The sequence below is a fragment of the Microvirga makkahensis genome (assembly GCF_009830105.1).
Lineage (GTDB): Bacteria > Pseudomonadota > Alphaproteobacteria > Rhizobiales > Beijerinckiaceae > Microvirga > Microvirga makkahensis.
In genome coordinates, this window is the sequence record NZ_WURB01000013.1 from 24,327 (window position 1) to 35,765 (window position 11,439).

At 62.1% G+C, this 11,439-nt stretch carries 12 protein-coding genes; 9 read left to right on the forward strand and 3 right to left on the reverse strand.

Going from position 1 to position 11,439, the window contains the following annotated elements:
• Positions 1-186: 186 nt before the first annotated feature.
• The 6 genes from rpsU (at position 187) to GR328_RS16880 (ending at position 3,106) form a co-directional block, all read left to right on the forward strand.
• Positions 187-504 (forward strand): 30S ribosomal protein S21, encoded by a 318-nt coding sequence (gene rpsU, locus GR328_RS16855; protein WP_160885769.1) that lies wholly within the window; start codon positions 187-189, stop codon positions 502-504.
• A gap of 716 nt (positions 505-1,220) precedes the next feature.
• The gene (locus tag GR328_RS16860; RefSeq protein ID WP_160885211.1) at positions 1,221-1,430 is read left to right on the forward strand and encodes a cold-shock protein; all 210 of its coding nucleotides are present in this window, start codon (positions 1,221-1,223) and stop codon (positions 1,428-1,430) included.
• A 96-nt stretch (positions 1,431-1,526) separates the two neighbouring features.
• Positions 1,527-1,805, forward strand: coding sequence for a translation initiation factor IF-1 (gene infA, locus GR328_RS16865; protein ID WP_091134704.1), 279 nt, complete (start codon positions 1,527-1,529; stop codon positions 1,803-1,805).
• 42 nt (positions 1,806-1,847) lie between these two features.
• Positions 1,848-2,111, forward strand: a complete 264-nt coding sequence (locus GR328_RS16870; RefSeq protein ID WP_160885771.1) for a hypothetical protein — start codon at positions 1,848-1,850, stop codon at positions 2,109-2,111.
• 19 nt (positions 2,112-2,130) lie between these two features.
• On the forward strand, positions 2,131-2,361 hold the full coding sequence (locus GR328_RS16875) for a hypothetical protein (RefSeq protein WP_160885773.1): 231 nt from the start codon (positions 2,131-2,133) through the stop codon (positions 2,359-2,361).
• 25 nt (positions 2,362-2,386) lie between these two features.
• Positions 2,387-3,106, forward strand: a complete 720-nt coding sequence (locus GR328_RS16880; protein WP_160885775.1) for a lysophospholipid acyltransferase family protein — start codon at positions 2,387-2,389, stop codon at positions 3,104-3,106.
• Positions 3,107-3,655: 549 nt separating this feature from the next.
• On the opposite strand, the gene GR328_RS16885 is transcribed toward GR328_RS16880, so the two are convergent.
• Genes GR328_RS16885 through GR328_RS16895 form a run of 3 tightly spaced genes read right to left on the reverse strand, consistent with a single transcriptional unit; the run spans position 3,656 to position 8,216 of the window.
• Positions 3,656-4,561: a DMT family transporter gene (locus GR328_RS16885; protein ID WP_160885777.1), complete on the reverse strand. Its 906-nt coding sequence runs from the start codon at positions 4,559-4,561 to the stop codon at positions 3,656-3,658.
• A gap of 15 nt (positions 4,562-4,576) precedes the next feature.
• Positions 4,577-6,973 (reverse strand): PIG-L family deacetylase, encoded by a 2,397-nt coding sequence (locus GR328_RS16890; RefSeq protein ID WP_160885779.1) that lies wholly within the window; start codon positions 6,971-6,973, stop codon positions 4,577-4,579.
• Entirely contained in the window at positions 6,957-8,216 is a 1,260-nt protein-coding gene (locus tag GR328_RS16895; RefSeq protein WP_160885781.1) for an ROK family transcriptional regulator, read from the reverse strand. The genes GR328_RS16890 and GR328_RS16895 overlap by 17 nt, the downstream gene beginning before the upstream one ends.
• A gap of 156 nt (positions 8,217-8,372) precedes the next feature.
• Between GR328_RS16895 and GR328_RS16900 the strand changes: the two genes are divergently transcribed.
• Genes GR328_RS16900 through GR328_RS16910 form a run of 3 tightly spaced genes read left to right on the forward strand, consistent with a single transcriptional unit; the run spans position 8,373 to position 11,439 of the window.
• A complete protein-coding gene (locus GR328_RS16900; protein ID WP_425487045.1) occupies positions 8,373-9,638 on the forward strand; it encodes a sugar ABC transporter substrate-binding protein in 1,266 nt (421 codons plus the stop codon).
• A gap of 23 nt (positions 9,639-9,661) precedes the next feature.
• The gene (locus GR328_RS16905) at positions 9,662-10,588 is read left to right on the forward strand and encodes a carbohydrate ABC transporter permease (protein ID WP_160885785.1); all 927 of its coding nucleotides are present in this window, start codon (positions 9,662-9,664) and stop codon (positions 10,586-10,588) included.
• Positions 10,589-10,620: 32 nt separating this feature from the next.
• The gene (locus GR328_RS16910) at positions 10,621-11,439 is read left to right on the forward strand and encodes a carbohydrate ABC transporter permease (RefSeq protein ID WP_425487046.1); all 819 of its coding nucleotides are present in this window, start codon (positions 10,621-10,623) and stop codon (positions 11,437-11,439) included.

Genomic DNA, 11,439 nt, shown 5'->3' on the forward strand with positions numbered 1-11,439 from the left:
CCTCGCGGCTGCTCTGTTGGCCTTGGACAATGAAATCCGTGCCACCGCCCAAAATCATGCTAAGGTCCGGCCTCGCCAAGAGGGCAGGAGCCCTCTTTTTCAGCCGGCCCACCATCGACTCTGGCATGCGCCAGGTCTGTGCTTCAGGTCCGCCGGCCCGTTCACAGCATGGGATTGGATACCGTTTTGCAGGTACTGGTACGCGACAACAATGTCGATCAGGCACTCAGGGTGCTCAAGAAAAAAATGCAGCGCGAGGGCATCTTCCGCGAAATGAAGCAGCGCAAAGCATATGAAAAGCCCTCCGAGCGCAAGACTCGCGAGAAGGCCGAGGCGGTCCGCCGCAACCGCAAGGCCGCCCGCAAGCAGGCCATCCGGGAGGGCCTGATCGCCGCCCCTAAGCCCAAGCCTCGCTTCGCCAGTCCGCGCCGGCCTGCCCTTGCGCCGAATTCCGGAACTCGGGCTCCGACGGCGGAGCCGAGAGCCCCGCAGATCGAATCGTAAATCCGGGCATTCGGCTCAAGATTTGCCAGCGGCGCACCGGACCTCGTGCGCCGCTTCGCGCTTTGCTTTCAGCAGGAGCGCATCGCAGGTTCTCGCATCAGCCGATCATCTCGATGACGATATGGCGGATTTCCTCCCGGGTCAGCCCGGACGGTTGCGGCTTGGGTGCGGCTTTGGCCGGTGGAGCGGCCTTTATCGGCTGCGGCTTAAGAAGCGAAAGCTGGATCCAGGTAGAATGGATTTGGGTAGAAGTAGACATAGGTTTCCTGTTGCCGCGTCGGCTCAATAGCCGAGCAGCATCTCGTGTTTAAGGTTGTCGAAGGCAGAGCAACGACGGACAAGCGCCTGCCCGAGGCGGGCTAGGGTATAACAATCGATTGGAACGGAAAGCGGGCTCGGCGCTCGATCACGAGCTTACGAAGAGCAGGCCGAACATGTCGGTTGATCAATTCAAGATGGAGGACGGTTTAGCCTTTTACAAGCCCGAACTCCATCTTGAGGACGATAATTTTCCTTCATGCCCGCGTGCCTTGTATTCGCCTCAAGTGAGCACTAAATACCCTTCTATCGACATTTGGCCGGACAATCGGGCCGTACCGCCTTGGCCTGCCGGGCGCACGTTCAGACACTCTCCCAAACATCGACGAACCGAGCGGGGCCGTGCTGTGGCACGTCCAGTCGCTCACGTGCACTGACGCATACCTAAGGACACTCCCATGATTACGGGCACCGTTAAATTCTACAATGACCAGAAGGGCTTCGGCTTCATCCAGCCGGACAACGGCGACAAGGACGTGTTCGTCCACGCCACCGCTCTCGAGCGCGCCGGCCTGCGCGGCCTGCGCGAAGGCCAGAAGGTGGCCTTCGACACGGCTGAGGACCGCCGCTCCGGCAAGGTCGCCGTCAACAACATCCAGACGGCCTAAATCGCCGTCACCATCAGGCGGCGCGGTGTTCCACGCCGCCTGATACAGCCGCCCTTCGGGAGCGGCTTTTTTGTTTTCAACTGAAGGATTTCCCAAATGGCCAAGGAAGAACTGATCACCTTCGAGGGCGAAGTCGTCGAGATCCTGCCGGATGCGCGCTATCGCGTGAAGCTTGAGAGCGGACACGAGATCGTCGCCTATACTGCGGGCAAGATGAAGAAGAACCGCATCAAGACACTGGCCGGCGACCGCGTCACCGTCGAAATGTCGCCCTACGATCTCGACAAGGGACGCCTCATCTTCCGCCACAAAGACAGCGGGTCGGGCGCTCCCCGTCCGGCAGGCGCGCGCCGTCCGCAATTCCGCCGCCGCTAAGCGGCGGTGCGGCTGAGCATTTCAGCCGAGCAAAGGTTTACAATGCCTGAAAAGACTTGGACATTCGAGGCCGGCGACTTGGTACCGGAATGGCTCATGCGCCAGACCAACTGCGTGTTGCGGTTCGGCCGTGACGCGGTTGTTGTCGAGAGCAACAGCGAGTTCCAGATCTACCCGGCCAGCGCCATGGATGCCGACGATACGATGGTGCTGGCCGAGATCATCGACCAGCAGTTCGATGCGGAAGTCGAGCATACCCTCCCTATCAAGGCCCATACGGCGCCCCGGATGATGTCGCTCAATTGATCGTAGGATAATTGTCTTCATGAGCCACAACTATTCCGTTGGCCAGTTGGTTCGTGCCGCTGGCGCACACTTCGCTGATCGCACGAGCGGCATCTGTGAAGTCATTCGTCTGATGCCCGAGAGCAACGGGGAGTTCGGCTACAGGATCAAGAACACCGCAAGCGGGACCGAACGGGCCGTCGGCGAGTCACAGATCCGCGCTGTTGCGGTCGGACAAAGCATTCCGGCACCGGCCTCGGATGAACACTAAGCCACCTTTGATGAAGCCATCGACCATGCAGCGCGTCCGCTCGACTCTATTTGACCTTCTGCTGGCCCTTTGGACGGGACTGTTCGTGCCCGTCTTGGCCATTCTGTGGCTATGTGGCTCTCCCGGGCGCGGCGTCCGGCTGACATCCCGGGTGTGGGCTCACGGCATTCTCGTCAGCCTGAAGTGGCTTGTCGGCCTGACCTACATCGAGCGGGGTCAACACAATATCCCTGATGAACCCTGCCTCATCATTGCCAATCACCAGTCGACCTGGGAGACGCTGGCGTTCCTGATCCTGTTTCCGGATGTGGCGATTGTCGCGAAGCAGGAACTGCTGACGATTCCTGTCTTCGCCTGGTTCCTGCGCAAGTCGCCGATGATCCTGATCGATCGGGAGAGCGGCTCGAAGGCGGTCCGCAAGATGGTGGAGGAGAGCCAGGCGGCGCTGGCTCAGGGCCGTTCCGTGCTGATCTTCCCTGAAGGGACCCGAAAGCTGGCCTCCGAACCGATCGAGTTCAAGCGCGGGGTGGAGCTACTCTACGCGAAGCTCGACAGGCCCGTTCTCCCGGTAGCTCTGAACTCCGGCCACTTCTGGGGTCCCGGCCGGCCGTATAAGCGAGCGGGGACAATCTCGGTTTCCTACCTCGATCCGATTCCTCCGGGTCTTGCCGCCCGCGAATTCATGCGCCAAGCGGAGCAACTCCTGGAGGCAGAGAGAAGGGCCTCATGGCTCCAGGCGGCCTGAGGCCTCACTCCGGCAATTGCTGAGTGCCACGGAATGGCAATGCCCAATTGCTTCCTGGCGCGGAACCGAAAGACGTTTAGAGGTCCGCTTATCTCCCACGATTGCGGCCTCTAGACCTATTTCGGTTCCGTGCCAGAGCCCCACGAGCATAGGCCAATCCGCGCTTCACGGCATGAAGAAATCACAGCCGATCGGAGATAAGAGGAGCGCACGCCTCATTGAGGTATCGACACCTCCCCAGACGAGGGAAGAGATTGCGATCGTGCCGGACGAGCACTTGCGCGCCTGGACCCGTTGGGCTTCGGTGATTTCAGCTTCATCCGTTCTGACGATTTCGCCTCAGACGCCTGTTGCGCAGGAGACTTTGGCGCCGCCGGCGATGCACTCGATTTCGCTCCCGCTCAATAAGGGCGGAAAGTCTACTTCGCGTCGCGCACCGAAATCCCTGACCCCTTCGGACCGTCTGCTACGTGAGGCTTGCTGCTCTCAGACTACCATCTCGGGAGGGCCAGAAGCGGACCTTCGCGGAGGAGCTGGATGAATCTGGGTCTAGGTCCTCGGCCGCTCCCTGTTCTCGAGCCACCGTTCGGCCGGTGACGCGAGCATTGTGGTTGAGACCACGATGGCTGCGCCGAGGCACAGAGACGGCGACGGAACCTCTCCGAAGAAAAGCCAGCCTGCAAAACCTGAGAAGATGATGGACAAGTACCCGATCGGAGCCAAAAGCCGCGCCTCTTGCTTCTGATAGGCCTGAAGCCAGCAATATTGTCCCATCTGTGCCAGGACGCCGACGAGGATGATGTTCGGCGCCTCGGTCCAGGGGATCGGTACCCACACGATGGCAGCGGGGACGGTCGTCAATACGGTCAGGCCAACCGTGTAGAACAGCATGAGCACGACGGTGCTCTCACCGGCAAGGCGCCTCGTCTGAACAACCGCGAGAGAGCCGAAGAATACCGATCCGAAGGCCGCGAGGAGTCCCATGTTCCACGGGATCGCGTCCGGCTGCACCATGATGATGACCCCGAGGAAACCGAGTGCCGTGAAGACATAGCGGGTCTTGCTGACTGTCTCTCCAAGCATGAAGGCTGCCATCACCAAGAGCACGAGCGGGCGAGTGAATCCGATAGCCGTGACCAAAGCGAGGGGCAATGCCGCGAAAGCGGCGAAATTGAATGTCAGTGCGATGGAGTTGAACCCGACCCGAGTGAGATGACTTCGGATGTTGGACAGGTTCGCCAGCTCGGCCCGGTGACGCCACAGCAGCGGCGCTACCGAGATGAACCCGACAAGCGAGCGCAAGAAGACGAGCTGGACGGCCGGATAAGTTTGGCCCTCGGACTTGACGACGGCCTGCATGGTGGTGACCAGCGCCATGTCGAGCAGCAGCCAGCCCGCGCTCCTCCATAGCGGAACCGGAGACGGGAGCGCGCTGGTGTCGGGTTGCGCCGCCATGTCTCTCACGGGCTATCAGGCGGGTTGAACCAGATTCGCCAACAGGCGGAAGGCGCCTGGAACCAGCTTATCCAGTTGATGGTGCAGCGCGAGCGCCACATGGGTATGGCGTCCCCGCCCGATGCGAGCCGAGATGAGCGAACCCTTGAGCGGGTTCTCGCCTGGATCGTTCAGGGCAAGAAGTTCCTCATAGACGGGGTCGTACTCTGCCGCGAAATAAAGCCCTCTCTCCTTGTCCCAATCCTGCCAGTCTCCCGCCTCGATCCGGTTCGGACATGTGAGCAGAGAATTCTCCGGCTTCAGAACCGTGACCGGAGCGGAGGGATCGGTCACGCGCCACCGGAGCGACGGCGAACCGATGGCAAGGCGGCGTGGCGGCGTCTGATCGGGGTCCCAACCATCCGTGGGACGGTGGTAGAGGGTCACCAGATGTCCGCCCTCCTCCACGAAGCGATGCAGGTGCCCCCTCGCAGCCCGGAGGTCCCGCCGCAGCCCGAACGCGAAGATGCCGACGACGATGGTCGTAAACTCCGAAAGGGAGCCTGTCTTCAGATCGGCTTCGGCGAGATCCGTCACGGCGAGTCCGAGGCGGCGCATGTGAGCGCCGACATTGTCGCTTCCGCCTCCCACATATCCGATGCGGGTATTGGGGGGGAGAGCGACATCGAGCGTCAGAATCGTGAGTTCCGCCGGTGCTGTGAAAGATGCGGATCCGATATGGGGATAGGCGACAATCTGGAGCTGGCTTGCCGGCCTGCCATCGACGATCGGGATGAGCTTGACAACCCCGGTGTCTGCCCTTTGTGGCGGATCGACGATCCAGTCGCCACTCTCCATTCGGATGCTCCAACCTTCGGGCACCTGCCACCCTGCAGGATCGGCCCCTATGGCTTGAACCCGGATACCGTATGGACGATCTTTGGCCTTGATAACCGCAATGGCGGGATCGAGGGACAGGGATTGCCGAGGGCCGATCTTCAGAGGCTCCTCAGGATCCAGATGAACTCGGATGGTGCGTCCTTCCACGTCGCCCGAAACAATGACCCCGATCTCGCCATTGCCGCCCATGGGGTCGTAGGCCTCAGGGTAGTCGCCCGTATAGGATGCCGATGCCGGAATAGTGATCCCATACTGGACATGTCCCGGCCCTCCGGCCGTCTTGACGGCTTCTATCCCATCGGGAAGACGAGGTGAGACCCTGAAGTTAGCAAGACCCGGCGCATCGGCGTGAATGTCCAGGGTTATCCGCGCTCCGGGATGGCACCGGCCATCGAAGGCTGTGCGCGCCGCATTCGCATGCACCTCGAAGAGGGTGGCATCGATCTCGCGCAGCTTGCGGTCGAGGCGATGTCCCACCTGATGGATGATCTCCCGATTCAGATCTTGTTTTGCCGCCTCGATCAGGAGCGCAGCCTGGCCGACCGCCTGGCTGATCCGCTTGCGGTCCGGAAACGCCGCAATGGCGGCATCAATGCGATCCTGCGCCTCCCGCAGAGAAGCGGCCGCGGCCTCCGTCAGCCCCGGTGTGGCCGCAAGGTCCGCGAGGCTTGCAGGCAGGTGATCTCGAATGTCGCTCTCAGCCTCCGAGGACCCGCAGGCCCAAAGCTTCAAGTGAAGGCTCCACTGGTCCACGGAATCGTCGCGCCATATGCCCATGCCCTGGGACGCATGCGCCGACCGGGACCACTCACCGAGCTGCCGGTACGCCAAACCGGTGACCTCGTCGCCTCCGGCGATCCGGATGCTGAGTGTCGCGGGTGGCGGGGGCACTTCGTCGTCATACGCGTAGCCCGCTCCCGACCATGCCGGCAGATAGAACTTGGAAACCTGCCACGGCCGAAGGCCCAAACCCGCATGTTCCGGAAAGGCGGCGGGATCGGCTGCCAGGACGAATGCTCGTTCGGCTGCCCGGGTCATCGCCCGATGATGGCCATGCTGCCCCGGCACGTCCAGGAAGGTTGGAATGACGATGTCCGGCCGGTACTGCCGATAGGTCCGAACGAGCCTCTCCACGATGCGTTCCCTGCCCCATCGCCGGAGCGTATCGTCCCCGTTCTTGGAGAAGCCGAAATCATGAACCGGATCGTCCGGCCCGTGGCCCAACCACGCCACATCGGCATCCATGCGGCGAGCAGCTTCCGCCATTTCTGCGGTCCTGAGCACCCCAAGGGCCCCTCCCCGCTCCGGCCCGAGAGCGTTCTGGCCGCCCTCTCCCCTTGTCGAGCAGGCCACGACGACCCGCATGCCATAAGCAAACCTCAAGGCCGCCAGCAGGCCGTTGGCCTCGTCGTCCGGGTGCGCCCCGGTGTTCATCACGGTTACGACGGACCGCAGCCGGCTTAAGGAGCGATGAAGGCGGACAAGGGCCGGCTGATGGACCGCACGAGCAAGACGTCTATGGTCGTCCAACAAGAGAAATCTCCTCGTTCGGCTGCTCCCGGTGGGCCACATGGGCGGTATCGAGCCGAGGCGTCATCGCGTCCAAGAGCGGCAGGGCGGCAGCGCCGAGGGCGGCTGTGAGCCGGCCCGTCCGCCCGTGGATCAGACGCGCTTCGGTCCGGTTCCTGCGACGTGCGACCGAAAGGGGCAGCGGCTGCATGGTTTGGACGAGTTGCTCCAGAAGGCTCAGTGGAAGGGCGCCGCCAATCACGACAGCCTCGGGATCGAAGAGGTTTTCGAGCATCGCGACCTGAGGCGCCAGATAACCGGCCGCCTCCTCGATCCATGCTTCGACGACAGGATGCTTGTCGTGATGGAGCCGTTCAAGCTGCGCATAATCGACGTTCTGGATCCCGGCCGCGTTCAGCCGCTCGCCAAGGGCATGAAGCGACGCATAAGCCTCCAGGCAGCCGTGCTGCCCGCACGAGCAGAGGCGCCCGCCCTTCTCCACCAGCACATGTCCGATCTCGCCTGCGTTGCCGTTGGCGCCGCGATACGGGCGGCCATCGATCATGATTCCCAGGCCCAACCCTTGCCCGAAATAGATCAGGCAGAAGTCTTTCAGGTCCTTGGCCGCCCCATGAAGACGTTCGCCGACGGCCGCGGCGGTGGCATCGTTCTCGAGCGTGATGGGCGAACCCAGCACTTGCCCGATGCCGGCAACCGGGTCGAAATCCAGCCACCCCGACAGGGTCGTCGGCCCGACGGAGGTCATGCCCTCGACATTGAACGGACCCGGCATGACGACTCCAACCCCAATAAGCTGCGGGACAGGAGGCCTCAGCTGCGCCTGCGCCGCCTCGATCTCCGCCTTGATGGCTGGGAGCACGGTTTCTGGATCGTTGCGCCGGATCGGCAAGGTCCGATGGGCGCGGACACGGCCGCCGATATCCACGAGCAGGGTCGAGATATGCTCCGCGGCAATCTCGATTCCAGCGGTCATGCCGCCGTCGGGATTGACCGCAAACTGGATCGGCGGCAGGCCGCGCCCGGCCCTGAGCCGGCCGGTCCTGATGAGCAGGCCGTCTGCGACGAGATCGTCGACGATGTTCGAGACTGCCTGAGTGCTCAGATGCGCATGGCGCGAGATCTCCATCCGCCCGACCGGACCGAGCTGCCGCACGACATCCAGCACCACACGGCGATTATGAGAGCGGTTGCGCTCCGGATTGCTTCCGATTGTCGACGGTGTCCCGCCTGTGGATTTTCTCGGCATCTCCGCCACTCCATACGGGTACGATGCCGCGGGCCAAAAAATAACTCAAGTGAATTATCTTATTGACAGGTTCCTCGCTCTAGAGGAGCCTTGAGGCCGGAACGGTCCTTCCAAAGGCCGGCACCAGAGAAATGTCGGCGCCCTGCGCCCGCAATAATGGAGAGGGATATGCGTTTTCGTCATCTGCTCGCGAGCGTCGCCATCAGCTTCGCCACCCTGGCTGCTTCCGGCGCCAAGGCCGTCGAGATCGAGTACTGGCAGTACGTGTTCGACACGCGCGTCAAGGCGATGAACCAGTTGATCGCCAAGTTCCAGGAGGCCAACCCGGATATCAAGGTCAAGCAGACCACCTTCCCCTATGCGGACTACCAGACGAAGGTCGCTGCTGCGATTCTGGCGGGCCAGGGACCGGACGTGGTGCAGCTCTTCTATGGCTGGACCGACAATTTCATCGCCGGCAAGATGATCCGCCCCCTACGTGCCGAAGCATTTCCGGCCGCCGATATCGAACGGGATTTCTTCCCGATCGTGAGTGCGATGAAGCGCGGAAACGACTATTACGGCCTGCCGACGGCCGTCCGCTCACTGGCATTGTTCTACAACAAGAAGGCCTTCAAGGATGCGGGCCTCGATCCCAACAATCCGCCCAAGACCCTCGACGAGCTCGTCGCCGCCGCCGAGAAGACCACCAAGCGCGACGGCAGCGGTAACATCGTTTCCGCCGGCATAACGCTCGACATGGCCGGACAGGATCATCATTGGTGGCGCGAGGTGCTGGTCCGTCAGTTCGACGGCGCTCCCTATACGAATGACGACACCAAGGTCGCCTATAACGACGAGGCCGGCCTGAAGGCCCTGACCTTCTACACGGACCTCCAGAAAAAGCACAAGGTCGGCCAGGTTGGCTTCATGGACGAAGGGCAGGCCGCCTTCCGCGCGGGCCTTGCCGCCATGACCATCGACGGCACCTTCCGCCTCGGCTCCTTCAACACGATCAAGGGCTTCGAATGGGGCGTGACCGAGCTTCCCGCCAATGCCGAAGGCGTGCGCAGCAACTACGCCAGCTACTTCGCCAACGCGATCACCACGAAGGCCGAGGGCGAGAAGCTCGCGGCCGCCGAGAAGTTCCTGGCCTATGTCTCTTCGCCCGAGGCCATGAAGATCTGGCTGGAGGTCGTGGGTGAGCTGCCGGCCCGCCGCACCGCGGCTCTCACTCCCGAGAACATCGGCCACCCGGTCTACGGCCCGTTCCTCAAGGGGCTCGAATATGCCCACACGACCCAGTTCAAGGACGAGGCGGCCCAGCGTCAGGCGGCCATGGACATGGTCAACCGGGTCCTGATCCAGGGCGAGGAGCCGAAGGCATCGCTCGCCAAGGCGGCCGAGGACGAGCAGGCGATCATCGACCGCGCCAAGCGCTGAGACGAAGTCAGCGAGGATCAAACATGTCCGTTGACGCACATCGGGAGGCCGCCTCAGGCGGCCTCTGGTCAAGGATGAGCCTCGGCCGGAAGCAGGTGATATGGGCGTGGGGCTTCCTCGCGGTTCCGTTGCTTTTCTATGCGGTGATCCGCTTCTGGCCGACCTTCCAGGCCTTCTACCTGTCGGCCACGGACTGGTCTCTCATGCGGCCGGCCGCTTTCGTCGGGCTGGAGAACTACAAGCGACTGTTTGCGGATCCCCTCTTCTGGCAGGTGTTCCGCAACACCTTCATGTACCTGATCCTGGGCACGCCGATCAGCCTGCTGATCTCGTTCGTCGTGGCCTATTATCTCGACCGGGTGCGGTTCATGCACTCGTTCATCCGCGCGCTTTACTTCCTGCCGTTCCTCACGACGGCGGCGGCGATGGCGTGGGTCTGGCGCTGGTTCTACCAGCCGGTGCCCATCGGCGTGATCAACGACATACTTTCGAGCTTCGGAATCCCGCAGCAGCCGTTCCTTCGCTCCACCTCGCAGGCGTTGCCGGCCGTGCTGGCGCCCGCCGTTTGGGCGGGTCTCGGCTTCCAGATCATCATCTTCCTCGCCGGCCTGAGAGCGATCCCCGTCACCTATTACGAGGCCGCACGCATCGACGGCCTCTCGGAAGGTGCGATTCTTCGGAGGATCACCATCCCGCTGCTCAAGCCGACCTTGGTCTTCCTGGTCGTATTCTCCTCCATCGGCTTCCTGCGCATCTTCGATCAGGTCTACAACATCAATACGAACGACCCCGGCGGCCCTCTGAACTCGACCAAGCCCCTCGTGCTGATGATCTATCAGACGGCGTTCAGCTCCTACGAGATGGGATACGCGGCCGCCCAGACGGTTGTCCTGTTCCTGATCCTGCTCGTGATTTCACTTGTTCAACTGCGCCTCATGAGAGACCGCTGATGAGAGCTGTCGCATCTTCCCAAGGTCTCCCCATGCCACGGATCAGGCCCGGCAGGATCGTCGCCTGGACGCTCCTGTTCATCGGTGGCGTCATCATGGTGACGCCCCTCCTCTTCATGCTGTCGACCTCCCTCAAGGACGCCTCGCAGGTCTACGATCTGCGCGTGATCCCGGAAGCGCCGACGCTCGACAACTATATCGAGATCCTGAGCGACGGGCGATTTACGCGCTGGTTCGTCAATTCGATGATCGTGGCGGTCGTCGTCACCCTCTCGAACGTCTTCTTCGACAGTCTGGTCGGCTACACGCTGGCGAAGTTCCGGTTTCGGGGCCGATACTTCGTCTTCATAGCAATCCTGTCCACCCTGATGATCCCGACCGAGATGCTGGTACTGCCCTGGTATCTCATGGCCAGTCAGTTCGGTTGGCTCGACAGCTACTGGGGCATCATGTTCCCGGGCATGATGACGGCTTTCGGCACGTTCCTGATGAAGCAGTTCTTCGAGGGCGTGCCTGACGACTTCCTGGAAGCTGCGAGGATCGACGGTCTCAACGAGTTCACCATCTGGTGGAAGATCGCCATGCCGCTGGTGACCCCTGCCCTGTCGGCGCTCGCGATCTTTACCTTCCTCGGCAACTGGACGGCCTTCTTCTGGCCGCTCATCGTGACGACGAGCGCCGATCTTTACACGCTGCCCGTCGGGCTCTCCAGCTTCGCGGTCGAGCAGTCCATTCAGTGGGAGAAGATCATGACCGGTGCGAGCATCGCGACGCTGCCGACCCTCATCATCTTCCTGTTCCTTCAACGCTACATCGTCCGAGGCGTGATGCTGGCCGGACTTAAAGGCTGA

Coding starts and splice junctions, on each gene's coding strand:
- GR328_RS16885 (WP_160885777.1), bottom strand. CDS start 4,561: ATGGCGGCGCAACCCGACACCAGCGCGCTCCCGTCTCCGGTTCCGCTA.
- GR328_RS16895 (WP_160885781.1), bottom strand. CDS start 8,216: ATGCCGAGAAAATCCACAGGCGGGACACCGTCGACAATCGGAAGCAAT.
- GR328_RS16900 (WP_425487045.1), top strand. CDS start 8,373: ATGGAGAGGGATATGCGTTTTCGTCATCTGCTCGCGAGCGTCGCCATC.
- infA (WP_091134704.1), top strand. CDS start 1,527: ATGGCCAAGGAAGAACTGATCACCTTCGAGGGCGAAGTCGTCGAGATC.
- GR328_RS16910 (WP_425487046.1), top strand. CDS start 10,621: ATGCCACGGATCAGGCCCGGCAGGATCGTCGCCTGGACGCTCCTGTTC.
- GR328_RS16880 (WP_160885775.1), top strand. CDS start 2,387: ATGCAGCGCGTCCGCTCGACTCTATTTGACCTTCTGCTGGCCCTTTGG.
- GR328_RS16905 (WP_160885785.1), top strand. CDS start 9,662: ATGTCCGTTGACGCACATCGGGAGGCCGCCTCAGGCGGCCTCTGGTCA.
- GR328_RS16870 (WP_160885771.1), top strand. CDS start 1,848: ATGCCTGAAAAGACTTGGACATTCGAGGCCGGCGACTTGGTACCGGAA.
- GR328_RS16875 (WP_160885773.1), top strand. CDS start 2,131: ATGAGCCACAACTATTCCGTTGGCCAGTTGGTTCGTGCCGCTGGCGCA.
- GR328_RS16860 (WP_160885211.1), top strand. CDS start 1,221: ATGATTACGGGCACCGTTAAATTCTACAATGACCAGAAGGGCTTCGGC.